25 protein-coding genes and 1 pseudogene are annotated in these 21,626 nt (G+C 69.5%); 18 read left to right on the forward strand and 8 right to left on the reverse strand.

The window, feature by feature from the left end:
* Nucleotide 1: 1 nt before the first annotated feature.
* From IW249_RS31725 to IW249_RS31750, 6 genes are all read left to right on the forward strand, one after another.
* Nucleotides 2–331, forward strand: a complete 330-nt coding sequence (locus IW249_RS31725) for an ArsR/SmtB family transcription factor (protein WP_196924151.1) — start codon at nt 2–4, stop codon at nt 329–331.
* Between the two features lie 212 nt (nt 332–543).
* Nucleotides 544–1,245: an arsenate reductase/protein-tyrosine-phosphatase family protein gene (locus IW249_RS31730; RefSeq protein ID WP_196924152.1), complete on the forward strand. Its 702-nt coding sequence runs from the start codon at nt 544–546 to the stop codon at nt 1,243–1,245.
* Nucleotides 1,238–1,900, forward strand: a complete 663-nt coding sequence (locus IW249_RS35120) for an arsenate reductase ArsC (protein ID WP_196924153.1) — start codon at nt 1,238–1,240, stop codon at nt 1,898–1,900. Before IW249_RS31730 ends, IW249_RS35120 begins: the two co-directional genes overlap by 8 nt.
* Before the next feature lie 60 nt (nt 1,901–1,960).
* Nucleotides 1,961–2,707 (forward strand): aquaporin, encoded by a 747-nt coding sequence (locus tag IW249_RS31740; protein WP_196924154.1) that lies wholly within the window; start codon nt 1,961–1,963, stop codon nt 2,705–2,707.
* Nucleotides 2,704–2,880 (forward strand): hypothetical protein, encoded by a 177-nt coding sequence (locus tag IW249_RS31745; protein WP_196924155.1) that lies wholly within the window; start codon nt 2,704–2,706, stop codon nt 2,878–2,880. The genes IW249_RS31740 and IW249_RS31745 overlap by 4 nt, the downstream gene beginning before the upstream one ends.
* On the forward strand, nt 2,880–3,287 hold the full coding sequence (locus tag IW249_RS31750; RefSeq protein ID WP_196924156.1) for an arsenate reductase ArsC: 408 nt from the start codon (nt 2,880–2,882) through the stop codon (nt 3,285–3,287). Before IW249_RS31745 ends, IW249_RS31750 begins: the two co-directional genes overlap by 1 nt.
* A gap of 220 nt (nt 3,288–3,507) precedes the next feature.
* On the opposite strand, the gene IW249_RS31755 is transcribed toward IW249_RS31750, so the two are convergent.
* Nucleotides 3,508–5,100, reverse strand: a complete 1,593-nt coding sequence (locus tag IW249_RS31755; RefSeq protein WP_196924157.1) for an FAD-dependent monooxygenase — start codon at nt 5,098–5,100, stop codon at nt 3,508–3,510.
* 353 nt (nt 5,101–5,453) lie between these two features.
* Between IW249_RS31755 and IW249_RS34615 the strand changes: the two are divergent.
* The 3 genes and pseudogenes from IW249_RS34615 to IW249_RS31765 form a co-directional block, all read left to right on the forward strand.
* Nucleotides 5,454–5,651: pseudogene (locus IW249_RS34615) on the forward strand (cation transporter); the annotation flags it as partial.
* 38 nt (nt 5,652–5,689) lie between these two features.
* Nucleotides 5,690–6,148, forward strand: a complete 459-nt coding sequence (locus IW249_RS31760) for a sulfotransferase domain-containing protein (protein ID WP_196924158.1) — start codon at nt 5,690–5,692, stop codon at nt 6,146–6,148.
* Nucleotides 6,149–6,199: 51 nt separating this feature from the next.
* On the forward strand, nt 6,200–7,591 hold the full coding sequence (locus IW249_RS31765) for an MFS transporter (RefSeq protein ID WP_196924159.1): 1,392 nt from the start codon (nt 6,200–6,202) through the stop codon (nt 7,589–7,591).
* A gap of 14 nt (nt 7,592–7,605) precedes the next feature.
* Here the strand turns inward: IW249_RS31765 and IW249_RS31770 are convergent, their stop codons facing one another.
* Nucleotides 7,606–8,640, reverse strand: a complete 1,035-nt coding sequence (locus tag IW249_RS31770) for an NAD-dependent epimerase/dehydratase family protein (protein ID WP_196924160.1) — start codon at nt 8,638–8,640, stop codon at nt 7,606–7,608.
* Nucleotides 8,641–8,828: 188 nt separating this feature from the next.
* Between IW249_RS31770 and IW249_RS31775 the strand changes: the two genes are divergently transcribed.
* From IW249_RS31775 to IW249_RS31785, 3 genes are all read left to right on the forward strand, one after another.
* Nucleotides 8,829–9,806 (forward strand): helix-turn-helix transcriptional regulator, encoded by a 978-nt coding sequence (locus IW249_RS31775; protein ID WP_196924161.1) that lies wholly within the window; start codon nt 8,829–8,831, stop codon nt 9,804–9,806.
* 175 nt (nt 9,807–9,981) lie between these two features.
* Nucleotides 9,982–10,386: a hypothetical protein gene (locus IW249_RS31780; RefSeq protein ID WP_196924162.1), complete on the forward strand. Its 405-nt coding sequence runs from the start codon at nt 9,982–9,984 to the stop codon at nt 10,384–10,386.
* On the forward strand, nt 10,320–11,285 hold the full coding sequence (locus IW249_RS31785) for an ABC transporter substrate-binding protein (protein WP_196924163.1): 966 nt from the start codon (nt 10,320–10,322) through the stop codon (nt 11,283–11,285). The genes IW249_RS31780 and IW249_RS31785 overlap by 67 nt, the downstream gene beginning before the upstream one ends.
* A 17-nt stretch (nt 11,286–11,302) precedes the next feature.
* Here IW249_RS31785 and IW249_RS31790 read toward each other — a convergent pair whose 3' ends face one another.
* The 3 genes from IW249_RS31790 to IW249_RS31800 all read right to left on the reverse strand — a co-directional run bounded on the left by IW249_RS31790 (nt 11,303) and on the right by IW249_RS31800 (nt 13,392).
* Nucleotides 11,303–11,614, reverse strand: coding sequence for a pyridoxamine 5'-phosphate oxidase family protein (locus IW249_RS31790; protein WP_196924164.1), 312 nt, complete (start codon nt 11,612–11,614; stop codon nt 11,303–11,305).
* Between the two features lie 241 nt (nt 11,615–11,855).
* Complete coding sequence (locus tag IW249_RS31795) at nt 11,856–12,566, reverse strand: SDR family oxidoreductase (RefSeq protein WP_196924165.1); 711 nt, start codon at nt 12,564–12,566, stop codon at nt 11,856–11,858.
* A gap of 247 nt (nt 12,567–12,813) precedes the next feature.
* Entirely contained in the window at nt 12,814–13,392 is a 579-nt protein-coding gene (locus IW249_RS31800; RefSeq protein ID WP_196924166.1) for a TetR/AcrR family transcriptional regulator, read from the reverse strand.
* Nucleotides 13,393–13,497: 105 nt separating this feature from the next.
* On the opposite strand from IW249_RS31800, the gene IW249_RS31805 reads away from it, so the two are divergent.
* The 4 genes from IW249_RS31805 (at nt 13,498) to IW249_RS31820 (ending at nt 15,752) form a co-directional block, all read left to right on the forward strand.
* Nucleotides 13,498–14,130 (forward strand): CatB-related O-acetyltransferase, encoded by a 633-nt coding sequence (locus IW249_RS31805; RefSeq protein ID WP_372433016.1) that lies wholly within the window; start codon nt 13,498–13,500, stop codon nt 14,128–14,130.
* Nucleotides 14,127–14,297 (forward strand): FAD-dependent monooxygenase, encoded by a 171-nt coding sequence (locus IW249_RS34620; protein ID WP_231392739.1) that lies wholly within the window; start codon nt 14,127–14,129, stop codon nt 14,295–14,297. The genes IW249_RS31805 and IW249_RS34620 overlap by 4 nt, the downstream gene beginning before the upstream one ends.
* Nucleotides 14,298–14,634: 337 nt before the next feature.
* The gene (locus IW249_RS31815) at nt 14,635–15,120 is read left to right on the forward strand and encodes an SRPBCC family protein (RefSeq protein ID WP_196924167.1); all 486 of its coding nucleotides are present in this window, start codon (nt 14,635–14,637) and stop codon (nt 15,118–15,120) included.
* Nucleotides 15,117–15,752, forward strand: coding sequence for an SRPBCC family protein (locus IW249_RS31820; RefSeq protein ID WP_196924168.1), 636 nt, complete (start codon nt 15,117–15,119; stop codon nt 15,750–15,752). Before IW249_RS31815 ends, IW249_RS31820 begins: the two co-directional genes overlap by 4 nt.
* A gap of 68 nt (nt 15,753–15,820) precedes the next feature.
* Here IW249_RS31820 and IW249_RS31825 read toward each other — a convergent pair whose 3' ends face one another.
* Both IW249_RS31825 and IW249_RS31830 read right to left on the reverse strand, forming a co-directional pair.
* Nucleotides 15,821–18,517: an AAA family ATPase gene (locus tag IW249_RS31825; RefSeq protein ID WP_196924169.1), complete on the reverse strand. Its 2,697-nt coding sequence runs from the start codon at nt 18,515–18,517 to the stop codon at nt 15,821–15,823.
* A gap of 152 nt (nt 18,518–18,669) precedes the next feature.
* Nucleotides 18,670–19,119, reverse strand: coding sequence for a VOC family protein (locus IW249_RS31830; RefSeq protein WP_196924170.1), 450 nt, complete (start codon nt 19,117–19,119; stop codon nt 18,670–18,672).
* 112 nt (nt 19,120–19,231) lie between these two features.
* On the opposite strand from IW249_RS31830, the gene IW249_RS31835 reads away from it, so the two are divergent.
* On the forward strand, nt 19,232–20,032 hold the full coding sequence (locus tag IW249_RS31835; protein ID WP_231392740.1) for a helix-turn-helix transcriptional regulator: 801 nt from the start codon (nt 19,232–19,234) through the stop codon (nt 20,030–20,032).
* Nucleotides 20,033–20,324: 292 nt separating this feature from the next.
* Here IW249_RS31835 and IW249_RS31840 read toward each other — a convergent pair whose 3' ends face one another.
* Nucleotides 20,325–20,645: a hypothetical protein gene (locus tag IW249_RS31840; protein ID WP_196924172.1), complete on the reverse strand. Its 321-nt coding sequence runs from the start codon at nt 20,643–20,645 to the stop codon at nt 20,325–20,327.
* 36 nt (nt 20,646–20,681) lie between these two features.
* Here IW249_RS31840 and IW249_RS31845 point away from each other — a divergent pair, with 36 nt between their 5' ends.
* The gene (locus IW249_RS31845; RefSeq protein WP_196924173.1) at nt 20,682–21,395 is read left to right on the forward strand and encodes a hypothetical protein; all 714 of its coding nucleotides are present in this window, start codon (nt 20,682–20,684) and stop codon (nt 21,393–21,395) included.
* The last annotated feature ends 231 nt before the right edge of the window (nt 21,396–21,626 follow it).

A 21,626-nucleotide genomic window follows, 5' to 3' on the forward strand; every position in this document is an offset into this window, starting at 1 on the left:
CATGGATCAGCCAGAACCGGCAGCGGTCGCGCCCGGCGTCGGACCGACCGGACTGGCGCCGGACACGCAGGAGTTCCTCAAGGCGTTGGGCAGCCCGACGCGACAGCGGATCATGATGCTGTTCTCCCGAGGCGCTGAGCTGTCCGTCGGGGAAGTCGCTGAGCAGGCCGGCATCAGCCAGGCGACGGCGTCGCAGCAGCTGACCCTGTTGCGCCGGGGTCGGATCGTGACCTCGCGGCGCGCGGGGAAGACGGTGTACTACCGCGCCGACCGCGACGGCGCTGTCGCGGCGCTGGCCGAGCTGCAGTCGTACCTCATGACCTGCTGCTGACCGCAGCCTCACGGCCGAGCCGAGACGCCAACCCCTCTCGTCCGCGCCCATCACCCCGGCGGGAATCACCTGGAAGAACAGCCACTTCAGGCCCAGGAGAAGCAGCCTCTCGGCCCAACCTCAGCTCGCCGCGTGCACCCATAGCGCTCCACACCGACCGCTGACTCGTCGTCGCTTGACAACATCGCGATTGCTCAGTGATAGTTGAGTCAATGGCTATTGAGTTTGCTTCCCTGCAGGCGCGCGCCCGGGTCCACGCCGCGCTCGGCGATCCTGCGCGCCTGGCGGTCGTCGACGCGCTCACCCTGGGCGACGCCTCTCCCGGCGAGATCGCCCACGACCTTCAGATGCCGACGAATCTGGTCGCCCACCACGTCAAGGTCCTCAGCGAAGCCGGTTTGCTCGTCCGAGGCCGGTCCGAGGGAGACCGCCGTCGCACCTACCTGCGCCTGCGACCCGAGGCCCTGGCCACGCTGACGCCAGCGCCACTGACCGGCGTGGGTCGGGTGGTCTTCGTCTGCACCCACAACTCGGCCCGCTCGCAGCTCGCCGCCGCCCTTTGGTCCGACCGCACCCACACCTCGGCGGCGTCCGCCGGAACGAAGCCCGCAGAGCGGATTCATCCGCGCGCGGTCGCCGTGGCTCACCGCCATGGGCTGCAGTTGGACGTGGCCGGCACGGCGCACGTCACGGACATTGTGCGCGATGACGACCTGCTCATCGCCGTCTGCGACAACGCCCACGAGGAACTCAACGGCCCGGTCCGGCCCCGGCTGCACTGGTCGGTGCCCGACCCGGTTCGCGTCGACACCGACGCCGCGTTCGAGGCCGCGTTCGCCGACCTCGCCGCCCGCATCGACCGCGTCGCCCCCGTCATCACCCCCGCCACGAGTTCGGGAGACCGCCATGACTGACACCAGCGCGTACCTGCGCGAAGACCTCTCCATCGACCAGCAGCTCGCTCTGCGCACCGCCGCCGCCCGCCTCGCCGCCGAGTTCGACGGCACCTACGGCACCGAGACTGTGGAGCGGTTTCTGCACGCCAGCTACGACCAGTTCGCCACTGTCGGGAGTGTCCCCAACTACCTGCCCCTGCTGGCCGAGCGCTTCGCCCGCCAGCGCCTGCAGGCTCTTGCCCGCGTCGAGGGGCACCACCACGACGGCCTCCCGGTGGCGCTGTTCCTGTGCACCCACAACGCCGGTCGCTCTCAGATGGCGCTCGGCTTCTTCACCCATCTCGCCCGCGCCAAAGCCGTCGCCTGGTCCGGCGGTAGCGAACCAGGAATCGAGGTCAACCCGGCGGCGGTCGCCGCGATGGCCGAGCGCGGCATCGACATCTCCGACGAGTTTCCCAAGCCCTGGACCGACGAGGTCGTCCGCGCCGCCGACGTGGTGGTCACGATGGGCTGCGGCGACGCCTGCCCCGTCTTCCCCGGCACTCGCTACGAAAACTGGGACCTCGACGACCCGGCCGGCCTCGACCTGGCCGACGTCCGACCCATCCGCGACGAAATAGAACGCCGCGTCCGCCGCCTGCTCGACGACCTCAACGTCCCCGCGAACCGGTAATCACCGCACCCCGCCCACACCCTGCTCCGGGACGTCACTGCAATGGAAGAGAACAGACTGATGACCATCGCACTCCGGCGGCGCCTGCTGGCCGAGTTCACCGGCACCGCACTGCTGGTCACCGCCGTGGTCGGCTCCGGCATCATGGCCACCACCCTCTCCCCCGACGATGTCGGGCTCCAGTTGCTGGAGAACTCGATCGCCACCGCGTTCGCCCTGGGCGCCCTGATCCTGATCTTCGGCCCGGTCTCCGGCGCGCACTTCAACCCGGTCGTCTCCGCCGCGGACTGGTTCCTCGGCCGCCGCGCCGGCACCGGCCTCACCAGCCGTGATCTCGCCGGTTACGTCCCCGCCCAGATCCTCGGGGCAATCGGCGGGTCGATCCTCGCGAACCTCATGTTCGACCTGACCGCCGTTGACTTCGCCGGCAAGGACCGCGCGGCCGGACACCTGTGGCTCGGTGAGGTCGTCGCGACCACTGGGCTGATCCTGCTGATCTTCGCCCTCGCCCGCTCCGGTCGCGCGCCGGTCGCCCCCGCCGCCGTCGGCGCCTACATCGGCGCGGCGTACTGGTTCACCTCGTCCACCTCGTTCGCAAACCCGGCCGTGACAATCGGGCGGGCGTTCACCGACACCTTCGCCGGCATCGCCCCCGCCTCCGTACCCGGCTTCGTCATCGCCCAGATCGTCGGCCTCGCCATCGGCATCTGCCTCCTGGCCGCCCTTTACCCCGACGCCGGGAAGGCCGCCGACCAGGTTGTCGTCCCGACCAGCGAGCGCGATCCAGCGCTCGACCCTCGCACGTGAACACCGTGCCGCAGAACGACGAGGCACACCGGGGCCTGGTCAATCCACCCTGGCCCGCCGGCCGCTACCAGCTACTCGACCGCAACAGCGACCCCGCCGGCACCTCGCCGGGTTTCCTGACCAGGCGCTGCTCCACCGGCCCCACGACCCATTACTGCAAGGAAGGCTCCTGATGCCCGACAAGCCCAGCGTCCTGTTCGTCTGCGTGCACAACGCCGGTCGCTCCCAGATGGCCGCCGGCTGGCTGCGCCACCTCGCCGGCGACAGAGTCGAGGTCCGCTCCGCCGGCTCCGCCCCCGCAGAAACCGTCAACCCGGCTGCCGTGCAGGCCATGCACGAGGTCGGCATCGACATCACCGACCAGAGCCCGAAGCTCCTCGAGTACGCCACCGCCGAGTCGTCGGACGTCATCGTGACCATGGGCTGCGGTGACGCCTGCCCTGTCTTCCCCGGGAAGCGCTACGAGGACTGGAAGCTCGACGATCCGGCCGGCAAGGGCGTCGAGTCCGTCCGCCCCATCCGCGACGAGATCCGCAGCCGCGTGGAGAAGCTCCTCGCCGAACTCATCCCTGCTGCCTGACCCGTCGAAACGCTGCCCGCCGTCGGCGCCTTGGCCTCGAGTAGCAGCGCTGGGAAGCCACAGCACCCCGCCCTCAGGAAACCGCTTCCGGCAGTACCGCCCTGACAGACGGGGTATCGGCCGGCGGGGCGCGACGCTCGTCAACCGGCTGCCCCTTGGCCTCGGCTGCCGCACCGTCGCTGCTCCAGCGCAGTACGCCCGATGACAGCAGCGGGCGGGGTTAGGAGCCGAGCCAGCGGTCCAGGTAGGCGAACAGCCCGGTCAGGTCGGTACCACCAGCCCGGTAGCCGATGTGTCCGTCGGGACGGACCAGTAACACGCCATTAGCGCCGGGGCCGAACCCCAACCGTCGCAAGGCCTGAGTATCGGACGTGGCGGCCGCTGCGGTGGCGTCGGGTTCGGCCAACCGGTGCACGGTGAGTTGCTCCCCAGCCAGCCTCACGGTGTCGCCGGCAGGCCAGGCAGCGGATAGTCCACACAGCAGCAGGTGCCATCCGGACGTGGAGGTGAGCCGATGCAGCGTGCTGGCGTCTCCGGTGCCGGGCAGCGGGGCGTCGGGCAGCCGGTCCCCAGGGCGTGGACCGGTCCTCGATGGGCGCGGCCCTTCCACCGACAGCGGGCTGTTCCGGTAGCTGATGCCCAGCTGCGACACGGTCCGGAAGGCGGAGGCCCGCACGAACCGCGACGCGAGCACGACCGGGATGAGGGCGGGGGCGATCCGGGTCCGAGCGAACCGGACTGCCGGATTGGTGGACGTCGCGACAATGAACGCCCGGTCGCTGAAGCGCAGCACCATCCGGCCAACAGGCGCCCGTTCGATCTCGTAGGTATCCAGCAGGGCCGAGGTGGCGTTGCCCCGCAGGGCCTGGGCGAGTTTCCAGCCGAGGTTAACGGCGTCCTGGATGCCGGTGTTCATGCCCTGCGCGCCGGCGGGGCTGTGGATGTGCGCGGCGTCGCCAGCCAGGAACACCGAACCGGCCCGGTAGTGGGTGGCGGCGCGGTGGTGCAGCCGGAAATTGGTCATCCAGACAGGATCACGCAGGCGCACCGTCGCATCGGTGTAGGTGTCGGCGAGTGCCTGCACCTCGTGCAGGGTGACCGGGGCGTCTGGTGAGGCCACCTCGGCGGGTGGCCGCATGACCAGCAGCCGCCAGGTCCTCGGATGGCCGAGTGGGAAGAAGAACAGCATTCCCCGCTCGGACAAGAAGACATGCGCCGTCCCCGTGTCGAGGCCGTCGGCCTCCAGGTCAGCTAAGACGAACGTCTGCGGATACGCAGCGCCCTCGAAGCCGATTCCGGCGAGGTGCCGCACGGCGCTGTGTGCGCCGTCGCAACCCACCACGTACCGGGCCGCCACCCGCTCCGCCCGGCCGTCTCCGTGCCGCAGCGTCGCCACCGCACCGTCGACGGCACGGTCCAGCCCCACCAGCTCGACACCCCGTTCGATGTCAAGCCCCACCGCCGCGAGGTGCTCACCCAGGATCCGCTCGGTCTCCGCCTGCGACAGGAAGAGCAGATAGGGATACGCGGTGCCGGACAGACCCAAATCGAACAGCGGCACGGTTCGCGCCCGCCCCCGTGCGTGCAGACACAGCCGCACGGCGCGGTTCCCGACGGCCACCATCTCGTCAGTCACCCCGAGACTGGCGAGCACCTCCAGGGTGCGGGGCTGAATCGCCAGGGCACGGGACTCCCGCACCCGGTCGAGAGACCGATCCACCACCCGGACCCGCACACCCAAGGCGGCCAACTGCCCGGCCATGGCCAGTCCGGTTGGCCCCGCCCCGACCACCAAAACCTCGACGGCGCTCACCGGACCTCGACCCGGCGCGAGCCGACGACCCCGACCGGTGTCTCCAACAGGCCGGCTGAAGTCTCGAACGCAAACATGTCCACGATGTCGATCACCCAGATCCCTCGGCGCGACGCGCGACTGACCCGCCTCGACCCCACGCTAACCCCGTATCGCCAACTGCATAGGCCGGTCACCGGCGCGACGCGACGACTGGGGTTAGCGGTTTAGGCACTGCCGCCGTTTCTACCAGTCGCTGCTCCAAGTCTGCCGGCGTCGAGGGACGCAGGCGCGGATGACATACGGCCGAAAGGTCGACCCCGGCGCGGTCATCCTGGCCGGCGCTGCGGCGAAGACGACCGGGTGACGCGCCCCTGCCGGTGGTGTCGGTTGGCCCGTCACCGGCCCGCTGCGCGATCCTGATCCGGCGGGCAGGTCTGTTCGTCGCGGCGACCATCACCTAAAACGTGATCGAGGCGGTCATCGCCATCAGCGCCGGGACGATGGTGTCCTCGACCGCGGTGATCGGGTTCGGGCTCGACTCCGTCATCGAGGTGGCCTCCGCCGCCGCCAGTGGCGCCGCTCCTTCGGCGAGGAGGAGTGGGACAAGGTGCCCGACGAGTTCGAGGACTGGCTGCGCGGTCCCGGTGACTTCTCGTCCAATCCGGTCGAGGACTGGTCGGCCTTCTACCAGGCCTGGGAAGAACAGGCCCAAGGGTACGACCATGCCACGGTACTGCGTTTCGAGGACCTCAAGCAGCGCCCGGTGGAGGTACTCGAGCCGGCGCTGCGCGAGCTTCCGGTGGACGTCACCGCGGACACCCTCCGCGCCGCCGCGGAGGCCAGCAGCTTCGAGCGGATGCGGGCGCACGAGGACGCCGTGCTGGCGCAGGACGCCGCAGGGCAGCAGCAACCGCGGATGATCCGCAAGGGCGCGGTGTCGGGCTGGACATCCTGGATGACACCGGGCCTGGCCGGGTACTTCTCCGATCCCGAGCTCGGTGCGGTGGCCCGGCAGTACGGATACGACCTGCCGGCACCCGTTCGACAGGCCCAATCGGCCGGATAGCCGAGCCGGGGACGAGGGCGAGGACGGTCATACGGCGAGCACGGAGGACTGATGGAATCGCAGACGATGGCGCCCGCGGCGCGGCCGGTGAGGCATGGCTGGCCCACCGCTCTGGTGCTTGCCGGCGCTATGTTCCTGGTGCTGTTCGACAGCCTCGCCGTCGCCACGGCGCTGCCGGACATCGGCGCGGAGTTCAGAGTCCCGCCCGCGCAGCTGCAGTGGGTGGTGACCCTCTACTCGCTGACCATCGGTGGCTTCCTCGTCCTCGGCGGCCGCGTCTGCGACGTCTGGGGCCGGCGCCGGGTGATCGTCGCCAGTCTCGCGCTGACCGGGACCGGGCTGCTGCTCTCCGGGGTGGCGGGCACGCTGGCGCTCCTGCTGGTGGGCCGGGTGATGCAGGGCCTCGGGGCGGCGTTCGCCATTCCCGCGGCGCTGGCGTCGGCTGCCACCCTCTTTCCTGATGAGCCGTGGCGCAGCCGGGTGTTCTCCGTGGTGGCGGCCGCGGCGAACACGGCCGGCATGGCCGGGGCGGTCCTCGGCGGCGTGATCACTTCGTACCTCGGCTGGCGGTGGGTGTTCATCGTCGTTGTCCCGGCTGCGGCGCTCGCCGTGGTGGCTGGGCTGTTGTTGCTGCCGGCCGACGAGCCGTCCGGCAGCCGGCAGGAGCGGCTCGACGTCACCGGGGCGGCGTTGGTCACCGGTGGGCTGCTCGCCGTGATCTACGGAGCCACCCGGATCGGTGAGCACGGGCCAGGACTGGCGACGGTGTCGCCGGTCCTGGCTGGCGTGCTGATGCTGAACGCGCTGGTGTGGTGGGAGCGGCGGGTTCGCAACCCGATCATCAAGCCGTCGGTGGTGCGGTCCCGCCGGCTGGTGGCCAGCTGCCTGGCATTCGGTGCGCATTCGGCGGCGTACGCCGCGGTCGTGGTCGTGGGCAGCCTGCAGTTGCAGGACGTGTACTCGTTGTCCGCGGCGCAGGCCGGCATCGCGCTGGCTCCGGTGCTGCTCGGCGCCGTGATCAGTGCCGCTCCGGCCGGCCGGCTGGTACGGCGTTACGGCTCCCGCCGCGTCGTGGCGCTGGCTCTCCTGCTGTGTTCGATCACGTTGGCCCTGGTGGCGTTCGGCACCGCCGGGTCCCTGACCGTGCTGGTGGTGTACCTGGTCCTCTGGGGACTGAGCGCGGGCCCCATCTACGTGGGGCTGACCCGAGAGTGCATCGGCGACGCCGCGCCGGAGGATCGCGGGCTCGCCTCCGCGCTGTTCGAGTCGACCACGCACGTCGGCGGTGCGATCTCGGTCGCCGTCTACCTCACCATGATCGGTGCCGGCTCCGGATACAGCTCCACGCAGTTCATCGGGGCCGTGGTCGTCGGTGCGTCGGTCCTCACGACTCTGCTCATCATGCCCGGTGCTCCGGCGCGGGACCCGGAGCACCGGGCATGAGGGCGGGGTGCTGGTCAGGCCCGACCGGAACTGGCGGCGAGGCGCTGCTCCGCGCGGAAGATGGTGTCCACGCCGGGCAACTCGGGCCGGTCGCCCAGCGCGTCGGCGAGGTTCCGGACGCCGTCCAGCAGGGGTATGCGAGGACGGTAGCCAAGCCCACCCAGCTTGGTGATGTCGGCAACCATGCGGTACGTGTCCTCAGTGACCGTTCCGTCGCTGACCAGCCGGGCGGGTTCGCCGGTCACGGTCTCGATGACGTGGGCGAGCTCCCGCAGAGACGTCTCGGTGCCGGAGCCGATGTTGTAGACCTCCCCACTGCGGCCCCGCACCGCGAGTAGGAGCAGGCCTTGGACCAGGTCCTCGACGTGGCAGAAGTCGCGGGTCTTGCGGTCCGGGTCACCGGCGGCGTGGATCGGCCGGCCCCGCAGGTGCCAGCGCAGGAACTGGGACACCTCGCCGCCGGCGATCTGCGGCTTCTCCCCCGGGCCGTACAGCGTAAAGGCCCGGCCGATGGTGGCCTCGAGGCCGAAGGCGTGGCAGAAGCCGATCACCGCGTGTTCGCCGGCCAGTTTCGACGACGCGTACGGCAGAAAGGGGGCAACGGGGTGCGTCTCCGGCAAGGGAGCCACCTGCGGGACGCCGTACACCATCGCCGAGGAGAGGTAGACGAGCCGGGCGACGCCCGATTTCGTCAGCGCTTCACAGAGATTGAAAGTCGCCACCGCGTTGGTCTCGAAGTCGAAGCGGGGCCGCTCGACCGAGACCGTTCCGCTGGCGTTCCCGGCCAGATGGATGACCAGGTCGGCATCGGCGACGGCGGCCTCGACGGCCTGGGCGTCGCGCAGGTCCACATGGCGGGTCTGGGTGCGGCGCGGATGCGGTACGGGCGGGGGTGCCACGTCAAGGGCGACCACATCCCCGTGCCGCGCGGCCAGGGCCGAAACCAGATGACGGCCGACGAATCCGGATCCTCCGGTGACCGCTACCCGGGAGTACCGCTCGAGTTCCGCGGTGATCTCGTCGTCGGGCGGTTCCTGCGCACTCGTCATGGACGCTCCCCTTCCGAAAGTATCGACGTACGTCGAATTTTGCTCACCGGTCCGGTTTCCGGGCCGGCTTCGGTCAAACGCCGATCGGCTGGCATGCCGATGCCGCCACCCCTTTTGGCACCCACCTGCAGCGGGTCACCGGCACGGGCTCGCGGACCCGGCCGACAACATCGACGATCGGGGTATCGATGCTCGAAGCACTGGGACTGACGACGATCGACCAGGAGGCGTACGAAACCTGGCTGCGGAACCCGTCATGGACAGCGGCGCAGGTCGCCCGGCACCTCGGTGAGAAAGAGGACGCCGTACTCGCCAGCCGGGCGGCGCTGATCCGGGAGGGTCTGCTGGTCGACGATCCTCGGCGCCTCGGGCAGCTCGCGCCGGTCGTGCCCGACGTCGTGCTCGCCCAGCGGCTCGCCGACATCGAGGCCGCCGCGGCCCGTCAGCGTGCGAACGCCATGCGAGCGCGCGTACACCTCTCCGCGATGATGGCGGCGCAGCTGACCGGTGACGGCGGCGGCCCGGGGCAGCGCATCCGCAGCTGGCCGCTGCGCCAGGCCAAGCTTGACGAGCTGGTCCGCGGCGCCAGCCGTGAGATCGTCGCCCTGCAGAGCCACCGCCCCGCCGTGCACGGGCTCACCGGCGCCTCTGCCGACCTGGACCGCTGTGCGCTGCGCCGAGGCGTGGCGATCCGGGCGCTCTATCCCCACGGCCGGCTGGTGCATCAGGACGACCTGGCGTACGTGGGCGAGTTGGTCAGCGAGGGCGGTCAGGTTCGGACGGCAGCCGATGTGGCTGCCACGGCGATCGTCGTCGACCGGGTCACCGCCGTGCTCACGACCGGCCACGAAGGCCGTCTCGAGACCGTCATCGTCATCGACCCCGCCGTCTCCGAAACGCTGGCGGCCCTCTTCGAGTCCTGCTGGGCACACTCCCAGCGGCTCGGCGGCCCGGACCATACGGCGTCGGCCGGTGGTGGGCTCAGCGACAGTGACCGCAGGCTGCTGCAACTGCTGGCGCTCGGTGTCACCGACGAGTCGGCGGCGCGCAGTATGGGGATCTCGGTGCGGACCGTCCGGCGCCATGTCTCCCTGCTGCTCGACAGGCTCGGCGCTGCCAGCCGATTCCAGGCCGGTGTCCAGGCGGCACAGCGGGGCTGGCTGTAGCGCCGGGTAGCCGGGCAGGAACCGGTCATCGCGGGGATTGTCCGGCCGTGGCCACCGCGGGGTCGGTTTGCCGCCCTCCGCGCCGGGCACGGTCCGGCAGAAATGGCCACCGAAGGGCAACGATGTGGTTGCTGTCGTGGTCCCCGCCCAGGCTGTCACAGGAGGTAGGACAACGATGTTGCGTCATCGCGCCGGGATCTACGCCCTGGCGGTGCTGCTGGCCGCGGCCGCCGGATGCAGCGAACAAGAACCGGACGGCAGCGCGAAGACCGGCCCGCCGGAGACCGTCACCATCCTCGGTGCGACCTCCGATCACAAGAAGTACATGCAGAGACACTTTGACCAGTGGGCCAAGACGAGCGGCATCCACGTCACATACGTGACCTCCAGCGACTTCGAGAACGAGGCCCCCGAACGCCTACGCTCGGCCGACCCGCCCGACCTGCTGCTGCTGCCCAGCCCGCACTGCTGTCGCAGTTCGCCGAGAAGGGCGACGTCAAGGATCTGGAGGAGATGGGCCTCTTCGACCGCGACGAGCTCGGCCGCCGGATGCGCCCGGGACTCATCGACAACGGGGTGATCGGCGGGAACCTCCACGGCGTGCTGCTCTCGCTCAACCTCAAGGGCCTGGTCTGGTACCCGCCCCAGGCGTTCCGTAAGGCGGCGTACCAGGCGCCGGCCACCTGGGAGCAGATGCTGGCCCTCACTGCGCGCATCCGCGACGAGCAGAAGGCGGCGCCCTGGTGCATCGGCATCGCCGACGGTGGGGCGACCGGGTGGATGACCACGGACTGGATCGAGGACCTGGTCCTGCGGACCGCCGGACCGGAGGTCTACGACCGCTGGGTGGCCGGCGAGCTGCCGTTCACCGCGCCCGAGATCAAGCGGGCGTTCACGATGTTCGAGCAGGTCGCTCTCGCCGACGGCAACGCGCTCGGCGGACGCGGCCACATCGTGTCGACCACCTTTCCCGAGGCGCTCAAGCCGATGTTCCAGTCCCCGCCCGGATGCTGGCTGAACAAGCAGAGCAGCTTCATCGTGGGCTCCTTTCCGGAGGGCACGAAGGCCGGCAGCGACTACGACGTCTTCCCGTTCCCGGCCCCGGCCGGCTCCGGCGCGGCCGACGGCAGCCGGGCGGTCATCGGCGGCGACATCCTGGCGCTGGTCCAGGACCGGCCGGCGGTGCGGGAGACCGCCCGGCTGATGACGACTGCCGACTGGTTCCGTCAGTCGCGGGCGCACGAGGGCGGCACCCTCTCGGCCTTCACCGACGTGAGCCCGGGCGATTACGCGCATCCGGTCGACGCGACCCATGCGCAGATCCTGAACCGTGTGCGGACCTTCCGGTTCGACGGCTCGGACTCCATGCCGCCCGCGGTCGGCGCCGGATCCTTCTGGCGCGAGACCACCGCGTGGATCGCCGGCCGGCAGGATCTCGACACGACCCTGCGCGCCATCGACGCGAGCTGGCCACGCTGACCGGCCGGGCGGTGCCGTCAACGGCGCAGCTTGCGGTGATCCCAGGAGACGACCCGGTCGACGCGGACCCGTAGGCCGATTTGCTTCGCGACGCCGTCCAGGGCGGCGCGCGTGGCGGCAGCCGGGTCATCGACCGGGATCCGCTCGTACTTCATCCGCAGGCGCATCACGACGTCGGCGATCCACAACGGATCGGTGATCAGCTCCATCGTCCCGGTCAGCTGGACCGCCCGCAGCTTGGAGTAGTCGTCGCCGTCCTCGGCCAGGCACACCACGCGGGGATCGCGGCGTAGGTTGGCCACCTTCTGGGAGGTGGCGTAGGTCAACATCCGGATCTCGCCGCGGGGAGCGCCAGCGCTGACGCCTTCGGGTCCACCAAGGTGTTCATTCCCGGCGGGAACGCACGGGGGGCAGTCGTCAGACAACGCTGGGAGGATCCGCACCGGCGGCTGTCGGCGCTGTTGCCGGCTCACGGGATTGACGTGCCCCGCCAACCGGTCGGGTTTGGGTAAGGTCCGTCGAATGATCTTCAGGAACGCCTGCGGCTGGCGGGGCTTGCCGTGAGGATGGTCAGCCGAAGAGGGCGGCGGGGATGTCGGCGTAGAAGAGGGCGGGATCGCGGGAGAGCGAGGCCTTGACGTTGGCGGTGGGACTGTCGGCGATGACTTCCAGCTTGCCCGCTTCCAAGCCGTCCAGTGCCATGGTGACCACCTCGTGGGGTGGGAGTTTAGGGATGTCGTAGGCGGCCATCATGTCGGTGTCGGCTATGGCCAGGGCCAAGGCGGTGACCTGGGTTTTCTGGTCGGCCAGCTCGAGCCTGATGCCGTTGGTGAGAGACCACTCCGCAGCCTTGGAGGCGGCGTAGCCGTTGCTGGCGGGGGCGAAGGCGTACCAGCTCAGGGCTGAGATGACGTTGAGAATGGCGCCCCCGGCAAGCCTGGGGGCGAAGGCGCGGGTGACGTTGAGGGTGCCCCAGAAGTTGGTGTCGAATTCGCGGCGGACGTTTTCCGTAGAGGGCCCGAGCAGGGGCGCGTTTGTGGAGATGCCAGCATTGTTGATGAGAACATCAAGGTCGCCCACCTCGGCCGCCGCGGCGTCGACGGATGTCGGGTCGGTGATGTCCAGCTGGAGGGCGACGACGCCAGGGATGTTGATGCGGTCAGGGCGGCGGGCGGTGGCGTAGACGGTGGTGGCGCCGCGGGCGAGGAGAGCCTCGGCAAAGGCCTTGCCGAGCCCACGGTTGGCGCCTGTTACGAGGGCTTTCTTGCCGTTGATCTGCATGCCGCCAGGCTAAAACCTAACGTTGGCGTTAGAGGCAAGTATTGCGAAGTAAGTCACTGTGCGGATCGAGGGTCCGGCGACCCAGACGCGGGTCAGTGTTCGCGCGCGTGCTGGCCGGGACACCGGGGGCGAGGCCGGGGCGCGGACGCTGGCCCGCGAGATCGCCCGCAACGGGGCGATCGGCGCCACCGCCCATACACACAGGCCACCGCCCTCAACGGCGACCCGATCACCTGACCAGCGCGGATCAGGAAGGCCGCAGCCCGGCGAAGAGTGCGTCGAGGACCCGGTCCACATACTCGTGGGTCAGCGGTTCCTGAGTGATCAGCAGTTGGAAGTACAGCGGCCCAGACAGGATCGCCATCGCCAGTTCCAGGTCGAAGTCGGGTGCCACCTGACCCTGGTCGCGGGCCGCCTTGAGCCGGGCGACGGTCTTGTCCGCCTGCGGGGCGATAAAGCGCTCGTTCAGCGTGACGGCGACCTGGCGATCATGCTGGGCCTCGCCTACCAAGGCCTGGAACAGCGGGCCGAAGGGCGGCCCACCGAGCAGGTCCACGGCCGCGTAGATCTGCGCCCGCAGATCAGCGGCGATGTCGCCGGTGTCGGGATAGTCCAGGCTGGACTCGTTCAGCGACAGCAGCGAGTCGAGTAGCAAGGCTCCTTTGGATGACCAGCGGCGGTAGATCGTGTGCTTTCCGACGCCGGCGCGGGCCGCGACCGCTTCGATGCTCAGCCTGGCGTAGCCGATCTCCCGGCCCAGCTCCAGCGTGGTCAGCATGATGGCTTCGGTTCGCTCGGCGCCACGGCGGCGGGGTGCGTCGGTCATTCCGACACCTTAACGGTACGGCACGTGCCGTACTTGACTCGGAGAGGCCTCCCCGGCATGATCCTATCGGAACGGCCCGTGCCGTTCCGACGAGGAGAGACTGCGATGCCCGTTCCCGCCGACCCCACCGCGCTGCACCCGATGCCGGACCAACCGCGGGTGGTGCTGCTGAAACCGCTGATCACCTCGCCACTGATCGAAGCCGGAGAGTTCTCCTACTACGACGACCCGGATGATCCAACCGCGTTCGAGACTCGCAACGTGCTCTACCACTACGGGCCCGAGAAGCTCGTCATCGGTAAGTTCTGTGCACTGGGCGAAGGCGTGCGGTTCATAATGAACGGCGCAAACCACCGCCTCGACGGCCCGTCGACGTTCCCCTTCCCGATCATGGGTGGTTCCTGGGCCGAGCACTTCGACCTCATCACCGGTCTGCCGGGGCGAGGCGACACCGTCGTGGGCAACGACGTCTGGCTGGGCTACCGAGCCATGGTGATGCCGGGTGTCCATATCGGCCATGGAGCAATCATCGCGTCGGGCGCCGTCGTGGTCGACGACGTCCCCGACTACGGCATCGTCGGCGGCAACCCGGCCCGGCTGCTACGCCGCCGCTACAGCGACGCCGACATCGACCGGCTCCTCGCCGTAGCCTGGTGGGACTGGCCGTTCGAGCGCATCACCGAGCACGTCCGCACGATCATGTCCGGCAGCATCGACGACCTGGACAGGTGCGCATGAAGCACACCGATGTGATCATTGTGGGTGCCGGCCCGACCGGTCTCCTGCTGGCCGCCGAGCTGCGCCTTGCCGGTGTCCGGCCGCTGGTCCTGGAACGGCAACCAGGGCGCCGGGACACCCCGAAAGCCGGCGGTCTCGGCGGGCAGATCCTGGAGTTGCTGCGCTAGCGAGGGCTGCTCGACCGCTTCGAGGCAGCCTGCACCGGCCCGGTCCCGGCGCCCCGCTTCCCGTTCGGAGGGGTGCATCTTGACTTCACCCGGCTGGCCGATCCGCCGCTGCACGCCCTGCCGCTTCCACAGCAGCAACTCGAGAAGCTGCTCGACGAACACGCCTGTGACCTCGGAGCCGACATCCGCCGCGGGCACCACGTACCGCGAACTAGGTAGTTCTTGCCGATGTGTAGCGGTTGCCGTCTTGGCACGATCGCATCTGCCGGGTGTGGATCTAGCGGCTCGCTCTCATGCCCGGCGATCCGATGGTCAGTGACCGCAGAGAGGCTTCACGATGGAGAACATTACGGACACCGACGAGGCCGGCATTGACGTGTCGGCCCCGGTGGTCAGCCGCCACAGCGTCACGGTGACCGCGTCGGCGGAAGCCGTGTGGCGGATCCTCACCGACATCGACGCATGGACAACCTGGCTGCCAGAAATCCCGTACGCACGCGTGGAAACACCCGGTCCGCTCGCCCCGGGCTCCGTGTTCCGCTGGTCGGCCGCGGGCATGGAGATCGAGTCGACGATCGTTCAGGTACGACCGCGGGAACGCCTCGTGTGGCGGGGATACGGTGACGGACCGGACGGGGTCCTCGGCGTCCACGTCTGGGCGCTCACTCCGGCCGGCGACGGTGTGGAGGTGTCGACCGAGGAGTCCTTCGCCGGCCCGCCTGTCGATGCCGACCCTGGGCCTTTCCAGGAGGGCCTCGACACGACCCTCGCCATGTGGCTGGAACGACTCAAGGGCACCGCCGAGGCGGTGACCGCCTCGTGAAGAATCGAGTATTTGCCGTCGCGACGGCAGTGGTCGTGGCCGGCCTCGTGGGCACCGCAGGTGCGCCGGCTCGGGCCGAGGTCAGGCGCGATGTCGGCTCCGACCACGCGACGGTGCGATGTGCGGGAAGGACTGTCGACACCGCGGCGAAGATTCGCTATCGGACGGAGACGACGATCGACGCTCCGCTGCGAACCATCTGGAAGATCCAGACCGACGTGGAACGCTGGCCGTCGTGGCAGAAGCCGGTCTCCTCCAGCAAGCGGCTCGATCGTGGACCACTGCGTCCCGGATCGTCGTTTCGATGGACGACACCGGTCCTCGAGACCGCGCTGAATCCCGCCACGACCCTCGTCGTCACGTCCACCGTCCGGCAGCTTCAGCACCAGAGGTGTCTTCGGTGGGACGGTCCGGCGGTCGGTGCAGGGCTGCGCATCGACGAGGGGGTGCACGTGTGGACCTTCACCGAGATCGGCGGCCGGGTTCTCGTGCGTACCGAGGAGACGTGGCGCGGTGACCAGGTAGAGCAGGACGTCAGTTTCTCCACCGTGGCTCTCGGGGCGGGCCTGGAGACGTGGCTGACGGAGCTGAAGACACGTGCCGAACGGGAGTGTGATCGGGCCCGGCGCTGACGTGACCCAAGGGCCCCGCCGGTCTCGTACCGGCGGGGCCCTTTCGTCGCTCGGTCGGCCCGGCTCCGTCAGCGGAGTAGTTCTCGTAGCTGCCGACGTGAGGTGATGCCCAGTTTGCGGTAGAGGTTGCGCAGGTGGGCGTCGATCGTTCGCGGGCTGACGAACAGCAGCGCGGCGACCTCCTTGGTGCCTGCGCCGGAGGCGACCTTGCGGGCGACGAGTAGTTCCCGTGCGGTCAGCCCCGCGAGCGGATCGGCGTCGTCGGTCAGGGTCGGCTCGCCGATGGCATCCAGTTCGCGGGCGGCGCGGCCGGCGAACCCGCGCGCGCCGATGGTGGAGAGCAGTTCGTGCGCGGCGCGCAGTTCCACCCGCGCCTCGGCGCGACGGCCGACCCGTCGCAGCCACTGTCCGTAGAGCAGTCGGGCACGCGCGTAGTGGACCCGCATCCTGCTCCCGGCGAACCGGCTGATCGCGGCACGGTAGTGGTCCTGCGCGCCGAGCCCCGGGTCGAGCAGCGCACACGCCAGCAGATGCGCGCCCGTCGTCCACGCGTTCGGGTTGACCCGTGCGACATCCCCGATCCAGTCAGCCGATTCCTTGGCTTCTTCGGGACGTCCGAGGTACGCGGCTGCCTCGACCAGCTCGTGGTGGAAGGCGGTGACGGCGTACGCGCCGCGCCGGTGCTGGTCCCGCACGAGCAGCAACGCGTCGAGCGCGGCCTGATGATCGCCGCTGCCGTTGCACAGCACGCTCTCCGCGTAGTGCAGCGCGGTGAAGTTCACCCCCACCCAGCCGCGCAGCTTCTCCCGGATCTCCCGGTACCGGTCGACGTCCCCGCTCCAGGCGGCAAGCATCAGGTCGGACCCGACGAGGTTGGATGTCCCGGCGGCCTCGTCGACCGCACGCGCCTCGATGATGCAGACCTGCGCGTCGGCGAAGCGGCCCACGATCGTCCGGGCTGCCGCCTGGAAGCGCAACGCATGGGGAAGGATCGCGTAGGCGCCCTGTGCCCGGGCGAGATCCACCTGACGGTCGGCGATCTCCTCCATGGCGTCGCTGTCACCGAGGTCGACGCTCAGCACGCAGGCGCGTTCCATCCACCACGGATCCGCGTCGGACGTGCGGGCGTGGTCCCGGAAGGCGTCGACCGTGCGGCGCATCAGGGGCATCGCCTCGTCCACCGGGCGGAGGTTCTGCTCGACCAACGCCTGCAGCAGCAGGTCGGCCGGGCGTGGCGGCTGACGCTGGGGCACCCGTTCCCGGATGTGCAGGGCGAGCCGCCGCAACCTCCCCGGTTCGTCGACGCTGAACATGAGCGATGCGAACGCCTCCAGGTAGGTCTCGCGGACCTCGTCGGGCCCCACGCCGTCGGCCGCCTCGATGAGCGCGATCGTCGCCGGAATACTGCGCGCCACGTGATATTCGATCGTCGCGCGCAGCAGTCGCGCGGCCCGGCGGTCGACGGGGTCCGGCTGGAGACGCTCGGCCTCGTCCACCAACTCCCGGGCGGCAGAAGGCGCCCCCGAACCCAACCGCGCCCGGGCCGCGGCCAACAACCGGCGGGCCTGCCGCGACCGGCCAGGTGTCAGTCGAGCCGCGCGCTCGAGGAACGCGGCCACGGCCGCGAGTCCGCCGCGGCGCTGTGCCCGTCCGGCCGAACGCTCCAGCTCGGCCGCGGTCTCCTCATCCGGGCCGGTGATCGCGTTCGCCTGGTGCCAGGCGCGACGGTCGGGATCGACGTCGACGTCGGTACCGGCGGCGAGCGACGCGTGCGCCTGCCGTCGCGCCCCGGCGCCAGTCGACAGGTACACCGCGGAACGCGCCAACGGATGCCGGAAGTGCACCCGGGGCCCGGCCACCAACAGGCCGCTGTCCTCGGCCGCGGTCAGGTCCACGGCGTCCAGCCCCTGGATCGCCATCGCACGCCGCAGCAGAACGAGGTCACCTGTCGGCTCCGCCGCGGCCAGCGCCAGAACCGAGCGCGTGGGTGCCGGCAGCCGCAGGAACCGACTCACGAACCGGTGCTCCACGGCGCGGTGCCCGGCGTCCCCGGGTAGCCCGAACGGTCCGGCGTCGCGGGCGAACTCCACCAGGGCAAGAGGGTTGCCGGCTGCTTCGGCGAGGATCCGTTGCACGATCGCTGCCTCGTGGCCGAAGGGTGCCCGATACCGCAGCAGGGTGAGGGCTTCCGAATCGGAGAGTCCGGTGAGAGTGAGGGCGGGTAGGCGACCGAGCTCCGACACCGAGGCGGCGTCGCGGGCAGCGAACACCATGGCGACCGGCTCCACCGCCACGCGTGCCGCGACGAAGGCCAGTACCAGCCGCGAGCCGGCGTCGATCCACTGCACGTCGTCGACCGCGCAGAACACCGGCCTGCGCCGGCCTACGGCACTCAGCAGGCCCAGGACGGCCAGCCCGACAAGCATCGGGGTCGGCCTGACCCCGGCGTGCAGCCCGAACACCGCGTCGAGCGCGCTCCGCTGCGGTACGGGGAGCCCAGCGCGGTGGTCGAGCACGGGCGCGCACAACTGGTGCAGGGCCGAGTAGGGCAGTTCGCTCTCGAACTCGACACCACCGGCCCGCAGCACCTGCCATCCGTCGAGCCGCGAAGCGGCCTCACCGATGAGCGTCGACTTGCCGATCCCCGCGTCACCGAGAACGAGCATCGCCCCGCCACGGCCCCGCGCCGCGGCTGCCGTCACCGAGGCAATCTCACCCAGCTCCGCCTCTCGAGCGACGAAAGATCCGGATGTGTTGTCTGTCATCAACTTCTGCATGTCGCCGGACGAATGGTGGTGGGGGTCGGTGCGGTGCCCACGGCGGTGTCGGTAGCGGCCCGAACGATGGTATCCACAGCAGTGCACCGATGGGGTCGACAGCTCACCGGGGGCGGCCGCCGGGTTCGGAGTCGGCGCTCCTACGAGGGCAACTCGAACAGTTCCAGCTGGATGCCGTCGGGGTCACGTAGGTAGAGGATCTTCGTCCCGGCCAGCGCCCCCGCTTCGACGCCATCGCCGTCCTGGAGCACGACCGGATCGGCGTTGACGTGCACCCCCCGCTCTACCAGGTCGCGGTGCGCCGCGTCGAGGTCGTCGACCTCAAAACACAGGTGCATCACCCCAACGTCACAGTTGCGCCCGGTGAAGGGCCTCGGCTGCGGGCTGTCGTACTGGATGAGTTCCAGCAGGACGTTGTCACCGGCCAACGCGAAGGATGCCCGCATCGACGCGTTCTCGACCTCGACAACCGCACCGATCGCCGGGTTCGTCGCCGAGATCGTCACGCCGTTCGGCGCGATGCCGAGGACATCCTCGTACCACCTCACCGACCGCGCCAAATCGCTGACCGGCACTCCGATGTGATTCATCCTGGTCACTCTGCTCATGATCCCCATCCTGAAGGGCCGAGCCACCACTGTGGAAGACACAGATGTTCCGCGTACCACTGGTACCACCCAGCGATGGCGGATCATGGGGTTCATGAATGACCTCGGCGCCGCGCTGCGGGCCTGGCGGGATCGCATGGATCCGGCCGCGGTCGGCCTCACGAACGCATCACCTCGCCGCGTCGCCGGGCTACGGCGCGGTGAGCTGGCAGCACTGGCCGGCATCTCCCCCGAATACGTGGCACGCCTCGAACAGGGCCGGGCCGCCACACCATCGGCGCAGGTGTGCACCACCCTGGCCCGCGCGCTACGACTCTCCGACGACGAGGAGGCGCACCTGATGCGCCTTGCCGGCTTCGCCGCGGCCCCGGACCGGATACCCCACCTGATCCCCACCAGCCTGCACCGCGTCATTGACCACCTCGACGACACCCCGGTGGCCGTCTACGACGCCGTGTGGCGGCTGCTGCACTGGAACCGGCTGTTCGCAGCCGTCTTCGGCGACCCCGCCGGCGCCACCGCCGACGATCGCAACGCCTTGATCGTCCAGTTCGAATCCCGAAACCCCCGAGTCCGCCAGACCGACACCGAGCGCGCCTACTTCGAGCAGTCGTTGGTGGCAGACCTGCGCGCGACCAGCGCCCGCTATCCAAACGATCCCGACGTGGCGGCACTGATCTCGCGCATGGCCGGGAACGACAGGTTCTGCCACCTCTGGGCCCTCCGCGCGGTGGCCCATCACGAGAGCGCGCACAAGACCGCCGTACACCCGGACGTGGGCGCCATCCCGCTGGACGCCAACGTCCTGACCACCCAAAACACCGACCTGCGCCTCGTGGTCCTCACGCCTCGGCCCGACACCACCGCTCGCGACAAGCTGGATCGACTGGGTTGACGGGACCGGATCCGGACCTGGAGGCCGCTCAGGCAATAGGCGGCGTCCGAACTCGCCCGTCACCGCGTCCGCGTTGACCCCGTCCGCATGTAAATCCCGAGAGGTAGCGGCGGATCGGACGCCGGCCAGCCTACCCCGGCCCGAACAGGCAATTTCTACCGACGCGGGGCGGGGCTCGGTTGCTGGTCGGCTGAAGTGCCTGGCATGATCTGGGCATGATCGAAAGAATCGAGTCCTCCGTCCGCTGGTGAGCGTGACACCCGAGCCTGGACTGCTCGGACCCAACTTGTCGTTATTTGATCATGCATTGCGGATGCATCGCGCGGATCCCGACGTGCCTCTTCTCCGTGACGGTGAGCCGTATCCGGATGATGGACAGCACCGAGGTCGGAAGTCCCGTCCTCGAGAGCCGGAGGATCGGCGCCGCAGCGGTGCTGATGTCGCCGGCGTTTTGGACAGGCATTTCGCCGATCGGTCCACCGTTCCAGGCGATCTTGCCGGGGCGTTCCATGACCTCTATGTTCCGATCCATCCCAACGAACACATAGCGGCTGCTGCCTGTCGCGTGGACGCCGAACGTGTCCGAGCGACCGGTCGCTGGCTTGTCCAGCACGCGACCGATCGCTGCGCTGCAACTGTTGGTCTGGCGTTGCTGACCACCGTATGGGATGACGACGACATCGAGTTGATCAAGACGATCGGGTTGTTGTCGAACCACTTCGGCCCACTGGCCGCCCGCGCGCTCGAACGGCGGTCGTGGTGCGGCGGCTCGGAGGCACTGCTGTGGCTGGCCGAGCGGGTCACGGGCTGGGGACGGGTCTATGTCGTGGAGTCCCTGTGCACGATCGGCAGCACCGCAGCGCGGCCGTGGATGCTGCGACGCGCCTGTGATGGCGACTACCTCAACCGCTACTTCGCCGGAACGGTCGCCACTGCGGCGCACCTACATGAGGCGATCACCGCAGCGAATCCGGACAGCGAGTTGGTCGATCACACCGGCCTGCTGCTGACCATCATGGCTGACAGCGGCGGCACGGGCATCACGCTCGAGCACTACCCGCCCGCCTCCGCCGTTCTAGAGGCCCACTGCGAACACGCCGGCCGCCTAGAGCCGTCGGTAGAGCGTTTCGTCATCGCCGCGCAACTGGCTGAGCATTTACATCACCCAGCGGCGCAACGAATAGCTTGGCCCGAGGGCGGACGAGAGCGCGTTCTGAGCGGCTATCTTTCCCTGCTCGATCGCGACGACTGGTGCACGGTCGCTCGCGCTGGGCTGGCCGCTGGTGATCACCGTGTTACCTGGCTTGTCGAAGCGCTGGCACCAAGCCTTGGGCTTCGAGCGTTCACCGTGAACGACGAGTAGCGTCCGGAGGGAAGGCCGGCGGGGAGCACGTCCGCGCTTTCCTGCCGGCGCCAGCCATTCCGGAACAACAGGCCTGACCACTTCGACCTCTACTAGGAGGTCACGCCGCACCGCTCGAGCTCCATCACCGGAGGTCAAAGACCCGTCTCCGTCCGGCATCTGTGAGCACTTCGGGCGCGGAGACTGATCGGCCAGCCACTAGAGGATCGGTTCGGCGAGGTAGCGGCGTTC

The sequence above is a fragment of the Micromonospora vinacea genome, assembly GCF_015751785.1.
GTDB classification, from domain to species: Bacteria; Actinomycetota; Actinomycetes; order Mycobacteriales; family Micromonosporaceae; genus Micromonospora; species Micromonospora vinacea.